At 70.8% G+C, this 17,635-nt stretch carries 15 protein-coding genes and 2 riboswitches; of the genes, 12 read left to right on the top strand and 3 right to left on the bottom strand.

Going from position 1 to position 17,635, the window contains the following annotated elements:
* Positions 1-41: 41 nt before the first annotated feature.
* On the top strand, positions 42-581 hold the full coding sequence (locus ACIBH1_RS13000) for a hemerythrin domain-containing protein (RefSeq protein WP_397313881.1): 540 nt from the start codon (positions 42-44) through the stop codon (positions 579-581).
* Here the strand turns inward: ACIBH1_RS13000 and ACIBH1_RS12995 are convergent.
* Together ACIBH1_RS12995 and ACIBH1_RS12990 are read right to left on the bottom strand one after the other, a co-directional pair.
* Positions 578-1,759 carry an acyl-CoA dehydrogenase family protein gene (locus tag ACIBH1_RS12995; protein WP_397313880.1) on the bottom strand — a complete coding sequence of 394 codons (1,182 nt, stop codon included), beginning with the start codon at positions 1,757-1,759 and terminating at the stop codon, positions 578-580. The two genes, ACIBH1_RS13000 and ACIBH1_RS12995, sit on opposite strands and share 4 nt — an antisense overlap.
* Before the next feature lie 9 nt (positions 1,760-1,768).
* Positions 1,769-2,365, bottom strand: a complete 597-nt coding sequence (locus tag ACIBH1_RS12990) for a class I SAM-dependent methyltransferase (protein ID WP_397313879.1) — start codon at positions 2,363-2,365, stop codon at positions 1,769-1,771.
* Between the two features lie 129 nt (positions 2,366-2,494).
* Here ACIBH1_RS12990 and ACIBH1_RS12985 point away from each other — a divergent pair, with 129 nt between their 5' ends.
* The 4 genes from ACIBH1_RS12985 (at position 2,495) to ACIBH1_RS12970 (ending at position 6,428) form a co-directional block, all read left to right on the top strand.
* Positions 2,495-4,258 (top strand): sensor histidine kinase, encoded by a 1,764-nt coding sequence (locus tag ACIBH1_RS12985; protein WP_397313877.1) that lies wholly within the window; start codon positions 2,495-2,497, stop codon positions 4,256-4,258.
* Positions 4,259-4,350: 92 nt separating this feature from the next.
* Positions 4,351-5,019: a response regulator gene (locus ACIBH1_RS12980; RefSeq protein WP_397313876.1), complete on the top strand. Its 669-nt coding sequence runs from the start codon at positions 4,351-4,353 to the stop codon at positions 5,017-5,019.
* A 104-nt stretch (positions 5,020-5,123) separates the two neighbouring features.
* Positions 5,124-5,558, top strand: a complete 435-nt coding sequence (locus ACIBH1_RS12975) for a hypothetical protein (protein ID WP_397313875.1) — start codon at positions 5,124-5,126, stop codon at positions 5,556-5,558.
* Between the two features lie 276 nt (positions 5,559-5,834).
* Positions 5,835-6,428 carry a phosphoribosylanthranilate isomerase gene (locus ACIBH1_RS12970; RefSeq protein WP_397313874.1) on the top strand — a complete coding sequence of 198 codons (594 nt, stop codon included), beginning with the start codon at positions 5,835-5,837 and terminating at the stop codon, positions 6,426-6,428.
* Between the two features lie 102 nt (positions 6,429-6,530).
* Here ACIBH1_RS12970 and thiC read toward each other — a convergent pair whose 3' ends face one another.
* Positions 6,531-8,501, bottom strand: a complete 1,971-nt coding sequence (gene thiC, locus ACIBH1_RS12965) for a phosphomethylpyrimidine synthase ThiC (RefSeq protein WP_397313873.1) — start codon at positions 8,499-8,501, stop codon at positions 6,531-6,533.
* Positions 8,494-8,606, bottom strand: a riboswitch (TPP riboswitch). Its footprint overlaps the gene before it by 8 nt.
* Positions 8,607-8,686: 80 nt before the next feature.
* Here thiC and ACIBH1_RS12960 point away from each other — a divergent pair.
* From ACIBH1_RS12960 to gcvP, 7 genes are all read left to right on the top strand, one after another.
* A complete protein-coding gene (locus ACIBH1_RS12960) occupies positions 8,687-9,286 on the top strand; it encodes a CDP-alcohol phosphatidyltransferase family protein (RefSeq protein ID WP_397313872.1) in 600 nt (199 codons plus the stop codon).
* 4 nt (positions 9,287-9,290) lie between these two features.
* A complete protein-coding gene (locus ACIBH1_RS12955) occupies positions 9,291-11,792 on the top strand; it encodes a sugar phosphate nucleotidyltransferase (RefSeq protein WP_397313871.1) in 2,502 nt (833 codons plus the stop codon).
* Between the two features lie 257 nt (positions 11,793-12,049).
* Positions 12,050-12,547, top strand: coding sequence for an FHA domain-containing protein (locus ACIBH1_RS12950; protein ID WP_181609807.1), 498 nt, complete (start codon positions 12,050-12,052; stop codon positions 12,545-12,547).
* A complete protein-coding gene (locus ACIBH1_RS12945; protein WP_397313870.1) occupies positions 12,544-13,200 on the top strand; it encodes a MerR family transcriptional regulator in 657 nt (218 codons plus the stop codon). Before ACIBH1_RS12950 ends, ACIBH1_RS12945 begins: the two co-directional genes overlap by 4 nt.
* Before the next feature lie 97 nt (positions 13,201-13,297).
* Positions 13,298-13,768 (top strand): bifunctional nuclease family protein, encoded by a 471-nt coding sequence (locus ACIBH1_RS12940; RefSeq protein WP_181609809.1) that lies wholly within the window; start codon positions 13,298-13,300, stop codon positions 13,766-13,768.
* Positions 13,769-13,913: 145 nt separating this feature from the next.
* Positions 13,914-14,537, top strand: coding sequence for a MerR family transcriptional regulator (locus ACIBH1_RS12935; protein WP_181609810.1), 624 nt, complete (start codon positions 13,914-13,916; stop codon positions 14,535-14,537).
* A 25-nt stretch (positions 14,538-14,562) separates the two neighbouring features.
* Positions 14,563-14,657: riboswitch (glycine riboswitch) on the top strand.
* Positions 14,658-14,858: 201 nt separating this feature from the next.
* Positions 14,859-17,627, top strand: a complete 2,769-nt coding sequence (gene gcvP, locus ACIBH1_RS12930; RefSeq protein ID WP_397313869.1) for an aminomethyl-transferring glycine dehydrogenase — start codon at positions 14,859-14,861, stop codon at positions 17,625-17,627.
* The last annotated feature ends 8 nt before the right edge of the window (positions 17,628-17,635 follow it).

Below are 17,635 nucleotides of genomic sequence, written 5' to 3'. Positions count from 1 at the left end.
CGCCGGGTAGGAGGCCCTCCCACCGTTCCCAGGGAGGGCACATGGACGTCATCGAATACCTGCTCAGGCAGCACGAGCAGATCAGGCAGCTGTTCGGCGAGGTCGAGGCGGCGCCCGCCGACGCGCGCGGCGAGCCGTTCCGCCGGCTGGTGCGGCTGCTGGCGGTGCACGAGACGGCCGAGGAGGAGATCGTGCACCCCTACGCCCGGCGCCTGCTGGCCACCGGCGACGCCGTGGTCGACGAGCGCCTGGCCGAGGAGAACGCCGCCAAGGACATGCTCACCCAGCTCGAGAAGGCCGGGGTGGACGACGCGCAGTTCCTGCTGAACCTGGGCACGCTCAAGGCCATGGTGCTGGAGCACGCGCAGGCCGAGGAGCGCGAGGAGTTCCCGCAGCTGCGCCTGCACACGGGTGACGCCGAGCGCCGTGCCATGACGCTGGGCGTGCAGGCGGCCGAGGCGCTGGCCCCGACCCACCCGCACGCCGGCACCGAGACGGCCACGGCCAACCTGCTGGCGGGACCGCCTCTGATGATCATGGATCGCGCCCGTGACGCGATCCGCAAGGCGATGGGCCGCTAGAAGCTGCGCGGCAACCCCAGCACCTGGGTGGCCAGGTAGTTCAGCAGCAGTTCCTCCGTCACCGGCGCCACCTTGCCGATGCGGGCGTCGGCCAGCAGGCGCGCGACGGGGTACTCCAGGGAGTACGCCATCCCGCCGTGCGTCTGGAAGGCCGCGTCGGCCGCCTCCCAGGCCGCCTGCGAGGCGGTGAGCTTGGCGATGTTGGCCTCGGTGCCGCAGGGCAGCTGCCGGTCGAAGGACCAGGCGGCCTTGTACAGCATCAGCCTGGCCAGCTCGATCTTGGCCTTGACCTGGGCGAGCGGGAAGGAGACCGCCTGGTTGGCGCCGATCGGGCGGCCGAAGACCTCGCGCTCCTTGGCGTAGGCGACCGCCACCCGCAGCGCCACCTCGGCCCCTCCCAGGGCGGAGGCGGCCAGCAGGACCCGCTCGGGGTTGAGGATGTCCCACAACACCACGGCGCCCTGGTCGACCTCGCCGACGACGTTCGCGGCCGGCACGCGCATGTCGTCGAGGAAGACCATGTTGGAGGGCGTGGTGTTGGCGCCCATCTTGGGGATCGGCTGGAACGACAGCTGCCCGGCGGCGACCGCCTCAGGGACGTTGACCAGGAAGACCGTCATGCCGTGCGTGCGGGGCTTGGCCTCGGCGGCCGGGACGGTCCTGGTGACCAGGAGCATCCAGGTGGCGCGCTGCACGCCGGTGATCCAGATCTTCTGGCCGTTGATCACGTAGTCGGAGCCGTCACGGCGCGCGTGGGTGGTGATCGCCAAAGAGTTGGAGCCCGCGTCGGGCTCGGTCAGGGCGAAGCAGGTCTCCATCTCGCCGGTCGCCAGGTGCGGCAGCAGCGACGCCTTCTGCTCCGCCGTACCGTGCCTGGCCAAGGTCATGGCGCCGAAACCCGGCGTGAGCACGTAGGTGAAGGCCGAGCCGCCCGCCGCGCCGGAGGCGGAGAGGGTCTCGGTCGCCACGGCCAGCTCCAGCAGTCCCTGCCCGCCGCCGCCGTACTCCTCGGGGACGGCCAGGCCCAGCCAGCCGCCCTTGGCCAGGTCGGCCCAGACCTCCTCGGGCCAGCGCTTGTCGGACTCGCAGCGTTGCCAGTACTCCAGGTCGTAACGGGAGCAGATGTCGGCTATGCCGCGCTGGACGGCCAGCGCGCTGTCCGGGAGTGTGAAGTCCATGCGCGCATACTAGAACGATATTCTGGGCCTTCGCGCGTGGAAGACGAACGCGGGCGGCGGGTTGCCCCACACCGTCCTGCTGGCCACGACCTCCTCGAAGCGCTCGGCCAGCAGCGTGCGGAACCGCTTGGCCGACGGGAGCGGGATGGCGTGGACGTAGGAGAAGGTCGTGAAGGCCCCGCCCGGCACCAGGCAGGTCGTCACCGCCTCCATCAGACGGTGCTGCACCTCCAGGGGGAAAGACGCCCACGGCAGGCCGCTGACGATCACATCGGCGTGCGGCAGCCCGCGCGCGGCCAGGACCGAAGGCAGCTCGGCGGCGTCACCCTGCACCAGATCGACGGACGGATAACGGTCGGCCAGGCGACCCGCCAGGCGCTCGTTCAGCTCGACGGCCACATGGTGGCCGCGACCGCCCAGACGCCGCTGGATCTCGGCGGTGAAGGCGCCCGTTCCCGGCCCCAGCTCCACCACCACGGGCTCGCCACGCTCCGGGACGGGCTTGCAGACGGCGTCGGCCAGGCGGGGGGAGCTCGGCGCGAGGGCGCCGATCGTCGCGGGGGAGCGAACGAACTCCCCGAAGAACAGCCCTGCGTCGTTTGCCATGGCAAGAGAGTAGAGGGGCCTCCTGTGGTTGTTGATCTGTCTTCCGGCCTTTTTTCCGGCCAAAAGGAGGAGGCACGCTCGTCCGGTCGAAGGATCGGATCGGTTCGCCGATCCCGCTACCTTGGGTGCGTGAAATGGCGTGGACGGCGGCTTGACCTGCTGCTCGGAGCGGCCGCGATCGGCCTCGACCTCCTGCTGTCGGGCAAGTCCGCCGTGCCTGGCCAGACCTGGATCGTCGTGCTCTTCGCGGTCCTGGTGGGCGCGCCTATGGCGTTGCTGCGACATTTTCCTACCCCCGTCGGCCTGTATCTCGCCGGGCTGGCGATCTTCACCGACCAGATCGGCTCGTTCACCGCCAACACCGCCCAGCTCCTGCTGTGCGTCGCCATCGTCATGACCGGCCACCTGCGCGGATGGCGCGGCCTGGCCGTCGTGCTGCCCCCCGCCTTCGTGGCGACCGCGACGAACCTGGCCGATCCCGGGCTGGCGCTCACCCCCGGCACGTGGATCTTCACCGTCGGCATCCCGCTGCTGCCCGCCCTCGTCGGCCTCTACCTCCGCCGCCCCGCCGCGCGCCTGCGCGAGCTCGACTTCACCGCCGACGCCCTGCTGGCCGGAGGCGGCGTCGCCCTCGCCGTCCTGGGCACCTGGCGCTACTGGCACGACGGCTTCTCCCACGTGTGGATCAGCGGCATGTTCGTCGTCGTCGCCGGATCCGCGCTCGGACTGGCCAGGCGGCTGCCCGGGCTGATCTTCATGGTCGAAGGGGCACTGCTCGTCGTCTCCGACGACTCCTTCCCCGCCGCCACCAGCACGCTCACCATCCTCGTCGAGGTCTCCATCGCGATCTTCGCGATGCGCGTCACCTCCTGGACCTGGACCGTCCTGGTCTACCTGGCAGGCTCGGGACTCGCGGCCGTCAGCGTCGTCAGCCAGAACACCGACATCACGCCCACGCGCGTCTTCACCCTGATGGCGCTGAGCGTCGCGCCCATCGCCATCGGCCGCTACCTGGCCGCCCGCCAGGTGGCCGCCGACTCCGAACGCGCCCGCGTGCGCGAGAGCGAACAGCTGGCCGTCGCCCGGCTGCGCGCCGACCAGCTCGCCGAGCGCGAACGCATCGCCCGCGAGGTGCACGACATCGTCGCCCACCACGTCGGGGCGATGGTGCTGCGCGCCAACGCCGCCCGCTACGCCATGCCCGACGGGCCGGTCGGCGAGGCCCTCACCGACATCCGCGACACCGGCCACCAGGTGCTCCAGGACCTGCGCGGGCTGCTCGCGCTGCTGCGCGACCCCGGCGGGGCGCCCGAACTCACCGCCGACCCGGCCGAGGTGGTGCGCGAGTCCGCCGAACGGGTCGGCGCCGCCGGCCTGCTCGTCGAACTCCACCTCGACCCCGCCACCGCCGCTGCGCCGCTCGTCACCCGCGCCTCGGCGGCACGCATCGTGCAGGAGGGACTCACCAACGTGCTCAAACACGCCGGACCGGGCACCCGCGTCCGCGTCAGGGTCGCCGCCACGGACAAGGGCCTCGACGTGGAAGTCGCCAACGACCGCCCACCCACGGCCCGCCCCGCCGCGGAGGCCGCCCGCGACCGCTCCGCCTCCGCGCGGCTGGAGACAGAGGCAGCCCGCGACCGTTCCGCCGTAGCCGTACCGTCGGGTGGCCCCGCCCCAGAGGCCCCCGAGGACCGGTCGCCGTCCTCCGTACGGCTTGCGGCCGTCGGGGCGGGCGCGGCACCCGAACCCGGCTCGGTGCTGCCCTCCTCCGGACAGGGCCTGGCCGGGATGCGCGAGCGGGCCAGGGCGCTGGGCGGCACCCTGACCGCCGGACCCGACGAGCACGGCGGCTGGCGGCTGTCGGCCCTCCTCCCGGTGAGCGGCCCATGACCTGTGCCCTGCTACCGGAGGGTGGCTCATGACCTGTGCCCTGCTACCGGAGGGTGGCTCATGACCTGTGCCCTGCTACCGGAGGGCGGCCTATGATCCGCGTCCTCATCGCCGACGACCAGGCGCTCGTGCGCGCCGGTGTCCGCATGCTGCTCCAAGCCGCCGGCATGGAGGTGGTCGCCGAAGCCCAGGACGGAGCCGAGGCCCTACGGCACGCCGAGCAGCACCTGCCCGACGTCATCCTCATGGACCTGCGCATGCCGCGCCTCGACGGCCTCGAGGCCAGCCGGCGCATCCTGGCCGCCCGGCCCGGCGCCCGCATCGTCGTCCTGACCACCTTCGCCGAAGACTCCAACGTCTACGCCGCGCTACGTATAGGAGCGGTCGGCTTCCTCGTCAAGGACGACGAGCCCGAGCTCATGGTCGAGGCCGTGCGCCGGGCGGCGATGGGCGAGCAGCTGCTGGCCCCGAGCGTGCTGCGACGGGTGGTGGAGCGGGCGGTGGCCGCCGAGGAGGTCGCGAGCTTGGCCGTGCCGTCCACGCTGACCGATCGCGAGGTCGACGTGCTGACTCTCGTCGGAGCGGGCCTGTCCAACGCCGAGATCGCCGACCGGCTCCACGTCGGGGTGACGACCGTCAAGTCCCACGTCGGCGCCGCCATGGACAAGCTCGGCCTGCGCAACCGCACCCAGGCCGCCGTGCTCGCCTACCGGATGGGCCTCGTCGACGCCGACTTCCGCCCCGTACACAGGCAGGCCTGAGGCATCCGCCTGCCGGTGTAGTCCCCACTCACCCGGCAGGCGGACGACCATGAGCGGGCGCGCGCATCACCATGTGGACCTGACGTTCTATCGGAAGGATCCACATGCAAACCGTTGCCCCTGTCGCGGCGGCCAGGCCGGTCGCGGGCGGCCTCATCTACACCCTGCGCGTCCTGATCCTCATCCACGGCGTGACCCTGCTGGTCGCCGCGTCGATGGCCGGGCGCGCCCTCACGTACGACTCCGAGTTCGTGCTCAGCGTCGACCAGGCCGCCGCCGAGCCGCACGTGATGGTGGGCATGGTCGCCCACCTGGTCGGCCTGGTGCAGCTCATCGCCGCCATCCTGTACTGGCGTCCGGGCCGCGGCGCGGGCTGGCCGGCCCTGGCCAGCCTCGGCCTGTTCCTCCTGGGCATCGCCCAGCACTTCGTGCTCGGCATCGGCCTCAACGTGCACGTGCCCAACGGGGTGCTGCTGTTCGGCCTCATCCTGGTGCTGCTGGTGTGGTCCTGGTCCCCCCGGGCCGCAGTCAGGCGCTGAGCGCCAGGGGCAGGGTCCCGAACGGCACGGGCCCGACCGCTCGGACCCTCCCGCTCGGATCCGACGGCCCAGACCCGACGGCCCAGACCCGACGACAGGGCCCGGCGGCACGTCCCCGATGGCGTGGGCCCGATGGCGTGGGCCCGACCGTGGGGTGGAGCGCCAGGCCCGGGCGGGAACGCCGTCAGGCTCACGTGCCACGGAGGCGGCCCTCGCGCTGCGCATCCCCGCTGATGACCCCTGAATCCCTCACCGCCGCTCGGATAGGCTGGCAGCGTGTTCGTGAAGATCTGCGGGCTGCGCGAGCCCGAGCACATCGAGGCCGCCGTAGAGGCGGGCGCCGACGCCATCGGCTTCATGCTGACCGTCAGCCCCCGCCGCGTCGAGCCGGAGCGCGCCGCCGAGCTGGCCGCGCTCGTGCCCGGCCATGTGCTGACCGTCGGCGTCTTCCACGGGGAGAGCCCCGACGAGGTACGGCAGGCGGCGCGGGCGTCGGGTGTGCGGGCGATCCAGCTCCACGGCCGTCACCCGCATCAGGACTTCATCGACCTGAAGGACCTCGGCCTGCCCCTGCTGCGAGCGGTGCCGTTCGACTCCGACCTGCGGTGCGGCGCGTTCGGCGAGGACATGCTGCTGGTCGACGCCCCGCGGGCGGGATCCGGCGAGCCGTGGGACTGGGCGGCGGTCCGCGACCGCGCCACAGGGAAGTGGCTGCTGGCGGGCGGCCTCAACCCGTCGAACGTGGCCGAGGCCGTGGCGGCCGCGCGGCCGTGGGGTGCGGACGTCTCCAGCGGGGTGGAGGTGTCGAGAGGCATCAAGGACGGTGCGCTGATCCGCGCCTTCGTCGCCGCCGCCCGCGGCGCGGCCTGAGAGCCCGGCCCCCGTCGGGCCCCCGGCCGCACCGCGGACAGGCGTTTCAGGACCCGGCTCCGCTGGGGGAGGGTTCGAAGCCGGGTCCAGCTTTGGGGAGGCTCAGGCCAGCGGAGGCCGGACCGGGGCTGCCAGGTCCGGGGTGGCCGGGTTTGGGGCTGCCAGGTCCGGGGCTGCCAAGTCTGCGGTGGGCGCGTCCGGCGTGGGCCTGCCTGCGATAGGCGCGTCCCGCGTGGGCCTGCCTGCGGTGGGTGCGTCCGGCGTGGGCTCGCCTGCGATGGGCGCGTCCCGTGTAGGCCCGTCTGCGGTGATCTCGTCCAATGCGCCGTGGTCTGGCGCGGGTCGGTCCGCGGCCAGCGAACCCGCGTGTGCCTCGCCGGCGGGTGTCAGGGCGAGGTAGAGTCGGCCGCCGCTGTCGGTGAACTGTGCCGCCTTGGCGCGCATGCCGTCCGCCAGGGCGGCGGTGTCGGTGAGGCCGCGCTCCTCGGCGTAGCGGCGCACGTCCTGGGTGATCCGCATGGAGCAGAACTTCGGCCCGCACATCGAGCAGAAGTGGGCCGTCTTGGCCGGCTCGGCGGGGAGGGTCTCGTCGTGGAAGGCGCGCGCGGAGTCCGGGTCGAGCGACAGGTCGAACTGGTCCTGCCACCGGAACTCGAAGCGCGCCTGCGACAGCGCGTCGTCCCGGGCCTGCGCCCGGGGGTGCCCCTTGGCCAGGTCGGCCGCATGGGCGGCGATCTTGTAGGTGATCACCCCGGTCTTGACGTCGTCCTTGTCGGGCAGGCCCAGGTGTTCCTTCGGGGTGACGTAGCAGAGCATCGCGGTGCCGTACCAGCCGATCATGGCCGCGCCGATGCCCGAGGTGATGTGGTCGTAGCCCGGCGCGATGTCGGTGACCAGGGGGCCAAGCGTGTAGAAGGGCGTGTCGGCGCACAGTTCGCGCTGCAGCTCCACGTTCTCCTTGATCTTGTGCATCGGCACGTGTCCCGGGCCTTCGATCATGACCTGGACGTCGTGGGCGTGCGCGATGGCGGTGAGCTCGCCGAGGGTGCGCAGTTCGGCGAACTGGGCCTCGTCGTTGGCGTCGGCGATGGAGCCGGGCCGCAGGCCGTCGCCGAGGGAGAAGGCCACGTCGTAGGAGGCGAGCAGCGCGCACATGTCCTCGAAGTGTTCGTACAGGAACGATTCGCGGTGGTGGGCCAGGCACCAGGCGGCCATGATGGAGCCGCCGCGCGAGACGATGCCGGTCGTGCGGCGGGCGGTCAGCGGCACGTACGCGAGCCGTACGCCGGCGTGCACGGTGACGTAGTCGACGCCCTGCTCGCACTGCTCGACGAGGGTGTCGCGGTAGATCTCCCACGACAGGGCCGCCGGGTCGCCGCCGGCCTTCTCCAGCGCCTGGTAGAGGGGGACGGTGCCGATCGGCACCGGGGAGTTGCGGATGATCCACTCGCGGGTGGTGTGGATGTCGCGGCCGGTCGACAGGTCCATCACGGTGTCGGCGCCCCACCGGGTGGCCCAGGTCAGCTTCTCCACCTCCTCGGCGACGCTCGACGTCACCGCGGAGTTGCCGATATTGGCGTTGATCTTGACGAGGAAGTTCCTGCCGATGATCATCGGCTCCGACTCGGGATGGTTGACGTTGGCCGGGATGATGGCGCGCCCCGAGGCCACCTCCTCGCGCACGAACTCGGGCGTCAAACCCTCGCGGATCGCCACGAACTCCATCTCACGGGTGATCTGCCCGCGCCTGGCGTAGGCGAGCTGCGTGACCGGGCGGCCGGTCGCCCTGAGCGGTCGGTGCGGGTCGCCCGGGAAGGTCTCGGTGGCGCGGCGGGCCCAGGCGTCCTGGTCCTTGAAGCCGTCGTCGATCGGCCGCGTCCGGCGGCCGACGTAGCGGGCCACGTCGCCGCGCTCCAGGATCCACTCCTCGCGCAGCCGGGGCAGGCCGGAGCGGATGTCGTGCCCCTGGGGACCGGAGGTGTCGTACAGGTCGAGGTGGGAGCCGTCCGACAGGCTCACCCGGCGCATGGGCACCCCATCGATGTGGATCTTCGAAGAACGCGCGTCACCCATCACGCAAACTCCCTTCGCCGGCATTACCCGGATCAGGTTCAAGCGGTCGGCGGCCGTCACAGCCGTCCTCTCAGCCCGGTTCGCCGGGCTCCCGCGTTCGGTCGAGTGATATTGAACGTGGTGATCGCCGGTTAGGCAACCCCGGCCACCTCGACCTGGGGTTCCCACGCAGTAGGGTCGAAGCCGTGAGTGAGATTTCGGCCGAGGATCGCGTGTGGACCATTCCGAACATCCTGAGCTTCCTCAGGTTGCTCGGCGTCCCGGTCTTCCTGTGGCTGGTGCTGGGCCCCAAGGCAGACGGCTGGGCGATCGCCCTGCTCATCGCCGCGGCCTTCACCGACTGGCTCGACGGCAAGATCGCCCGCGCGTTCAACCAGACCAGCCGCCTGGGCCGCATCATCGACCCGGCGGCCGACAAGCTCTACGTCTTCGCGACCATCCTGGGGCTGGCGCTGCGTGAGGTCATCCCGTGGTGGCTGGTGGCGATCATCCTGGGCAGGGAGCTGTTCGTGGCGAGCTTCGCCCCGATCCTGCGCAAGTACGGCTACCGCGCCCTCCAGGTGCACTTCCTGGGCAAGGCGGCGATGGCCAACCTCATGTACGCCTTCCCGCTGCTGTTCCTGGCCTCGCACACCGGCACGTGGTACGCCGATCTCTCCCGCATCATCGGCTGGTCCTTCACTGTCTGGGGCGTGGGTCTGTACTGGTGGGCGGGGCTGCTGTATGTGGTACAGGTACGACAGCTCGTAGGCGCCGCGAAAGCCGTCCAGAACACGAAGGAGTGATCGGGTGAAGGCGGTCGTCATGGCGGGCGGGGAAGGCACTCGGCTGCGCCCGATGACCGCCAACCAGCCCAAACCGCTGCTTCCCGTCGTCAACCGCCCGATCATGGAACACGTGCTGCGCCTGCTCAAGCGGCACGGGCTCACCGAGACCGTCGTCACCGTGCAGTTCCTGGCCGCCCTGGTGCGCTCCTACTTCGGCGACGGCGACGAGCTGGACATGACCCTCCACTACGCCACCGAGGACCTGCCCCTCGGTACGGCAGGCAGCGTGAAGAACGCCGCCAGCCGCTTACGCGACGACAGCTTCCTGGTCATCTCCGGCGACGCCCTCACCGACATCGACCTGTCTGACATGATCCGCTTCCACCGCGAGAACTCCGCGCTGGTCACCATCGGGCTCAAGCGGGTGCCCAACCCGCTGGAGTTCGGCATCATCATCGTCGACGAGGCCGGGCGCATCCAGCGTTTTCTGGAGAAGCCCACCTGGGGCCAGGTCTTCTCCGACACCGTCAACACCGGCATCTACGTCATGGAGCCGGAGATCCTCGACGAGGTGCCCGACGGCCAGGCCGTCGACTGGGCCTCCGACGTCTTCCCCAAGCTCCTGGAGCGCGGCGCCCCGCTGTACGGCTACGTCGCCGACGGCTACTGGGAGGACGTCGGCACGCACGAGAGCTACCTCAAGGCCCAGGCCGACGCCCTGGCCGGGCGGGTCAAGCTCGACATCGGCGGCTTCGAGCTGTCGCCGGGCGTCTGGGTGGCCGAGACGGCCGCCGTCGACCCGGAGGCGGTGCTCAAGGGCCCGCTGCTGATCGGCGACTACGCCAAGGTGGAGGCGGGCGCCGAGTTACGCGAATACACCGTGCTCGGCGACAACGCCGTCGTGCGCGAGGGCTCGTTCCTGCACCGGGCGGTGGTCCACGACAACGTCTACCTCGGGCCGGGCACGAACCTGCGCGGATGCGTCATCGGCAAGAGCACCGACGTGATGACGGGCGCCCGCATCGAGGAGAACGCCGTCATCGGCGACGAGTGCGTCATCGGCGCCGAGGCGTACGTCTCCAGCGGCGTCAAGATCTACCCGTTCAAGACGGTCGAGGCGGGCGCGGTGGTCAACACCAGCGTCATCTGGGAGTCGCGCGGCCAGGCCAGCCTGTTCGGCCGGCGGGGCATCAGCGGGCTGGTCAACGTCGAGATCACCCCTGAGCTGTGCGTACGGCTGGCCAGTGCCTACGCCACCACCCTGAAGAAGGGCGAATCGGTCGTCACCTCCCGTGACGCCTCCCGCGCGGCCAGCGCGCTGAAGCGGGCGGTCATCAGCGCCCTGACGGCCAGTGCCATCAACGTCATCGACCTGGAGGCCGCGCCGCTGCCGGTTACGCGCTTCTACACCTCCCGCAAGCCCACGAGCGGCGGCATCGCGCTGCGCACCACGGCGGGCGACCCGCAGAGCGTCGACATCGTCTTCCTCGACTCCGAGGGCGCCGATCTGGCCCCGGCCACGCAGCGCAAACTGGAGCGCGTCTACTCGCGCCAGGAGTTCCGCCGCGCCTTCCCCGGCGAGATAGCCGAGCTGTCCTACCCGGCGCGCGCCATCGAGGACTACGCCCACGAGCTGCTGCGATGCGTCGACATGAGCGGCGCCGACGAGCTCAAGGTCGTGGTCGACTGCGCCGGCGGCACCTCCTCGCTGGTCATGCCGACGCTGCTGGGCCGCGTCGGGCTGGAGGTCCTGACCGTCAACGCCCGCCTGGACGAGGCCTCGCCCACCGAGACCCTGGCCGAGCGGCGGCGCGACCTGCAGCGCCTGTCGGAGCTCGTGGGCTCCTCGCGCGCCCACTTCGGGGTGCGCTTCGACCCGGTCGGCGAGCGCATCGCCCTGGTCGACGAGAAGGGCCAGCTGATCAGCGAGGAGCGGGCCCTGCTCGTGGTGCTCGACCTGGTGGCGGCCGAGCGCCGGGGCGGGCGGGTGGCGCTGCCCGTCACCACCACGCGGGTGGCCGAGCAGGTCTGCCGTTTCCACGGCGTGCAGGTCGAGTGGACCTCCACCGCTCAGGACGCGCTGACCGCCGCCGCGGCCGAGGAGGAGATGATCTTCGCGGGCGACGGCAGGGGCGGCTTCGTGGTGCCGGAGTTCGCGCCCACGGTCGACGGCCTGGCGGCCTTCATGCGGCTGCTGGGGCTGGTGGCCAGGACCAGGCTCTCGCTCAGTCAGATCGACGCCCGCATCCCGCAGGCCAGGCTGCTGCGCCGGGCCGTACCCACCCCGTGGGCGGCCAAGGGCCTGGTCATGCGCTCGCTCATCGAGGCGGCCGAGGAGGAGGGGCTGCACTACGAGACCACCGACGGGGTGCGCGTGGTGCTCGACGACCGCAGCTGGGTGCTGATCATCCCGGCGGCCACCGAGCCGGTCACCGACCTGTGGGCCGAGGCGCGCCACGTCGACTCCGCCCAGGCGCTCCTGGAGCGGTGGGCGCGCATCGTGGAGGAGTCCTCGGGCGCATGATCGAGTTTTGGCCAAGATTGCCTCAGGAACGCCTCCGAATCGTTCCCAACAGGACTCCGAAACCCCACAGTGATGGACCTTGAGGTACGTCCAGCGGTAACTTGTCTCCGTCCAATCTTGTCGTCCGGCGTCTCGCCTTGACCTTTGCGGCGCATCAGCGTAAGTTGCGGCATTCGCAATGTTGACAGCGTTAGCAAGCGAGGCGCGCCCCGAGCACCGAAAAGCCGCGTTCTCGCGGTAGGAGGCCGAGCCGATCGATGCCGAGCGTCTACTGCACGCAGTGCGGGCATGCCAACCCCGAGGATGCCCGATTCTGTTCCCGGTGTGGATCGCCGCTGACCCGGCATGAGGTCACGGGCGACACCACCTCGACGATCTCCGTCGCGGGAATCGAGGCGTACGAGGCTGAGACCGGGGAGTTCCTCTTCGCCGAGCGTCAGCTCGTCGAGCAGCTGCCACCGGGCGCCGCCCTGCTCACCGTGGTGCGCGGGCCCAACCAGGGCAGCCGCTTCAAGCTCGACCAGGACCTGACGACGGTCGGCCGCCACCCGGAGAGCACGATCTTCCTCGACGACATCACCGTCTCGCGGCGCCACGTCGAGTTCTACCGCCACCCCGGCGGCCGCTTCACCGTGCGCGACGTGGGATCGCTCAACGGCACCTACGTCAACAGGGAGCGCATCGAGGAGGTTCCGCTCCACTCGGGGGACGAGGTCCAGATCGGCAAGTTCCGGTTGGTGTTCCTCTCTAGATGAGTGCACAGGCCGCGCGCTCTCACATGAGCATCGGGGAGGTGCTCGGGCTGCTGAAGCCCGAGTTCCCCGACGTCACCGTCTCCAAGATCCGTTTCCTGGAGGGCGAGGGGCTGATCGAACCCGATCGCAGCCCCTCCGGCTACCGCAAGTTCACGCACCTGCACGTCGAGCAACTGCGCTTCATCCTGCGCGAGCAGCGTGACCACTACCTGCCGCTGCGCGTGATCAAGGACAAGATGCACGAGGAGCTCTCGCGCCCGCGTGCGGTCCACGGGGGGTCCCACGAGGTACGGCTCAGCCGCGAGGAGCTCCTGGAGGCCGCCGGGATCGACGAGGAGACGCTGGCGGAGCTCGAGGACTACGGGCTGCTGGCGCCGGTGGCCAGGCGCTACGACGACGACGCCCTGGCCATCGCGCGCACGGTCGGCCGCCTGGCGTCGTTCGGGCTGCACGCCCGCCATCTGCGCGCGGTCAAGGCCTCGGCCGAGCGCGAGAGCTCGCTGGTCGAGCAGACCGTGGCGCCCGTGCTCAAGCGCCGCGCGCCCGGCGCCATCGGCGAGGCGCACGAGAGCGCGCGCGAGTTGTCCGGTCTGCTGCTGGAGCTCCACGCCGCGATGTTCCGCACCGGGGTGCGCAACGTCCTGCGGGGCTGAGCCGTACAGGCCCGGCATCGGGCACATTCCCGGCCCGGCTGGTGTTACGTTGGAGGAGCTTTCGCTCGCTTTCTCGTGACTGATTTCGGAGCAGCCCGTGGTGCAGATGGAGGTAGTGGGCGTTCGTGTGGAGATGCCCACCAATCAGCCGATCGTCCTGCTCAAGGAGGCGAGTGGTGAACGTTTTCTCCCCATTTGGATAGGCATGACCGAGGCGCAGGCGATCGCCCTGGCGACGGCCGAGGAGCCCCCGCAGCGCCCGCTCACCCACGATCTGTTCCGTGACGTGCTGAGCGCGCTGGGTGTCAGCCTTCGCGCGGTCAACATCGTCGCGCTGCGTGACGGCATCTACTTCGCCGACCTGGTCTTCTCCAACGGAGTCGAGGTCAGCGCCCGCCCGTCCGACTCGATCGCCCTGGCTCTGCGCACCGGCGCGAGGATCTACGCCAGCGAGGAGGTCGTCCAGGAAGCCGGTGTGATCATCCCGGACGACCAGGAGGACGAGGTGGAGAAGTTCAGGGAATTCCTTGACCAGATCACCCCGGAAGACTTCGGCCGCGCGGGGTAGTCATATAAGAGCATTTACGCTTCACGACTCGCCGAGTGGGATCGTTGACTGAGCATGGTCACGGTCCTACGGTGCAAGTGAAACCCGTGGTCGCCATGCGAACCCCCAGATCAGGCCACGGGATGAGAGAAAGCCGGAGGTCCGCGTGGCGGTCAGCAGCGGCGAGGGAAACAGGGCCGGCCAGGAAGATCCGGCGCGGCGCGAGGACGCGCGCCAGCGTGCCGGTGAGCAGGGTCTGCTCTTCGACTCAGAGCCGGCTTCCCTGCCTGGCAACATCGGCTACCGCGGCCCCACGGCCTGCGCAGCGGCCGGCATCACCTACAGGCAGCTCGACTACTGGGCGCGCACGGGCCTCGTCGAGCCGACCATACGGGCCGCTCACGGCTCGGGCTCGCAGCGCCTGTACAGCTTCCGCGACATCCTGGTGCTCAAGGTCGTCAAACGGCTGCTCGACACCGGCGTCTCTCTCCAGCAGATCCGGACGGCCGTGCAGCACCTGCGCGACCGCGGGGTCGCCGATCTGGCCCAGATCACGCTCATGAGCGACGGGGTGAGCGTCTACGAGTGCACCTCGGCCGACGAGGTGATCGACCTCCTGCAGGGCGGGCAGGGCGTCTTCGGGATCGCACTCGGCAGGGTGTGGCGCGAGGTCGAGGGATCGCTCGCGGAGCTGCCGGGGGAAACAGCGTCGGTCGAGGACCCCAGCGTCCCGGCCGACTATCCAGCTGACGAACTCGCCCAGCGCCGACGTGCGCGCAGGATCGGCTAGCGGTAACCTGGTAACAGAAAGCTTTCGACCCCGTGCGGGAGAGTCCCCATCCATGAGATGGGGCGCCGAAGGAGCAACCCTCCCCGGAATCTCTCAGGCACCCGGTACCGCTCGGGCGAGGCAACTCTGGAAAGCAGGCGCGCCGGCCAGGCGTGACTCACCGACGGTGAAAGCCCCTTCGGGGGTGAAGCTCTCAGGTTTGAGGACAGAGGGGGAGACCCGGCACCTGCCTGCGCGCTGAAGGGTTTCCCTGTGGTTGAGTCTGTGTTTGAGTCCTTTGCCCGTCGACACATCGGTCCGTCCGACATCGAGCAGCAGCGGATGCTCGAGGCCGTGGGCTTCGAATCCGTCTCCGACCTGGTCGCCGTCGCCGTCCCCGAGGCCATCAGGGCCAAGGACGCCCTGAAGCTGCCCGCCGCGGCCGGCGAGGTGGAGGTCATCGCCGAGCTGCGCGCCCTGGCCGGCCGTAACCAGGTGCTGACCAGCATGATCGGCCTGGGCTACCACGACACGATCACCCCCGCCGTGATCCGGCGCAACCTGCTGGAGAACCCCGGCTGGTACACGGCCTACACGCCCTACCAGCCCGAGATCTCGCAGGGCCGCCTGGAGGCGCTGCTCAACTTCCAGACCGTCGTCTCCGACCTCACCGGCCTCGACGTGGCCGGCGCCTCCCTGCTCGACGAGGCCACCGCCGCCGCCGAGGCGATGACGCTGGCGCGCCGCGCCGGCAAGTCGAAGTCAGACGTGTTCGTCGTCGACCACGACGTGCTGCCGCAGACCAAGACCGTGCTGGCCACCCGCGCCGAGCCGCTCGGCATCGAGCTGGTCTTCCAGCGCCTCGACGCCGAGCTGCCCGAGTGTTTCGGCGTCCTGGTGCAGTATCCCGGTGCCACCGGCCAGATCCGCGACTTCCGCTCGCTCGCCGAGCAGGCCCACGCCAAGGGCGCCCTCGTCGTGGCCGCCGCCGACCTGCTCGCGCTGACCCTGATCGCCTCGCCCGGCTCGCTCGGCGCCGACATCGCCATCGGCTCCTCGCAGCGGTTCGGCGTGCCGTTCGGCTTCGGCGGCCCGCACGCCGCCTACATGTCGGTGCGCGAGGGCCTGCAGCGCCAGATGCCCGGCCGCCTGGTCGGCGTCTCGGTCGACGTCGACGGCGACCCGGCCTACCGGCTGGCCCTGCAGACGCGCGAGCAGCACATCCGCCGCGAGAAGGCCACCAGCAACATCTGCACCGCCCAGGTGCTCCTGGCCGTCATCGCCGGCATGTACGCCGTCTACCACGGCCCCGAGGGACTCAAGCACATCGCGCGCCGGGTGCACGCCCGCGCCGCGGCCCTGGCCCAGGGCCTGTCCGGCAGCGGCATCCCGGTCACCGAGCACTTCTTCGACACCGTCACCGCCTCCGTGCCCGGCAAGGCCGCCGCCGTCGTGGCCGAGGCGCTGGCGCGCGGCATCAACCTGTGGCAGCTCGACGGCGACCGGGTCACGATCGCCTGCGACGAGAAGACCACCCCCGGCGATGTCGCCGACGTGCTCGCCTCGTTCGCCGCCGCCCTGGGCGTCGAGATCGCCGCCCACGACGGCGAGGAGCTCTCGGTCCTGCCCGAGGAGCTCCTGCGCGACGACGACTTCCTGACCCACCCGGTCTTCCACACCCACCGCTCCGAGACCTCGATGCTGCGTTACCTGCGCAAGCTGCAGGACAAGGACATCGCGCTCGACCGCTCGATGATCCCCCTCGGCTCGTGCACGATGAAGCTCAACGCCACCACCGAGATGGAGCCCATCACCTGGCCGGAGTTCGCCGGCATCCACCCGTTCGCGCCCGAGGCGCAGTCGGAGGGCTACCGCGAGCTCATCGAGACCCTCGAGGGCTGGCTGGCCGAGGTGACCGGCTACGACGCCGTCTCCATCCAGCCCAACGCCGGCTCCCAGGGCGAGTTCGCCGGCCTGCTGGCCATCCGCGCCTACCACCAGGCCAACGGACACGCCGAGCGCGACGTGTGCCTGATCCCCTCCTCGGCCCACGGCACCAACGCCGCCTCGGCCGTCATGGCGGGCATGCGCGTGGTCGTGGTGGCCTGCGACACCGACGGCAACGTCGACCTGGCCGACCTCGACGCCAAGATCGACAAGCACGCCGACCGGCTCGCCGCGATCATGGTGACCTACCCGTCGACCCACGGCGTGTACGAGGAGTCCATCACCGAGGTGTGCGCCAAGGTGCACGCCGCCGGCGGCCAGGTCTACGTCGACGGCGCCAACCTCAACGCCCTGGTGGGCCTGGCCAAGCCGGGCGAGTTCGGCGCCGACGTGTCACACCTGAACCTCCACAAGACCTTCTGCATCCCGCACGGCGGCGGCGGCCCCGGCGTCGGCCCGGTCGCCGTCCGCGGCCACCTGGCCGAGTTCCTGCCGTCGCACCCGCTGCGCGAGGGCGCGCCCGTCGGCCCGGTCTCCGCGGCGCCGTACGGCTCGGCGGGCATCCTGCCCATCTCCTGGGCCTACGTGCGCATGATGGGCGGCGACGGCCTGCGCGCCGCCACCGAGCAGGCGATCCTGTCGGCCAACTACCTGGCCCGCCGCCTGGCGCCGCACTACCCGGTGCTCTACACCGGCCGGGGCGGTCTGGTCGCGCACGAGTGCATCATCGACCTGCGGCAGATCACCAAGGAGACGGGCGTGACCGTCGACGACGTGGCCAAGCGCCTCATCGACTACGGTTTCCACGCGCCGACCATGTCGTTCCCGGTCGCGGGCACGCTGATGATCGAGCCGACCGAGTCGGAGGACCTGGCCGAGCTCGACCGGTTCGTCGACGCGATGGCCGCCATCCGCGCCGAGATCGCCAAGGTGGCCGACGGGTCCTACGACCGCACCGACAACCCGCTGCGCAACGCGCCGCACACCGCCGAGGCGGTCACGGCCGACGAGTGGAGCCACCCGTACACCCGGAGCGAGGCCGCCTATCCGCTGCACTCGCTGCGTGACGGGAAGTACTGGGTGCCGGTGCGCCGCATCGACCAGGCCTACGGCGACCGCAACCTGGTGTGCGCCTGCCCGCCGCTGGAGGCCTACGAGGACTAGGCCCATCA

This window comes from Nonomuraea sp. NPDC050663 (assembly GCF_044456985.1).
Lineage (GTDB): Bacteria > Actinomycetota > Actinomycetes > Streptosporangiales > Streptosporangiaceae > Nonomuraea.
The sequence above is the reverse complement of the archived record's forward strand: the minus strand, read 5'-3'. Positions and strand labels throughout refer to the sequence as shown.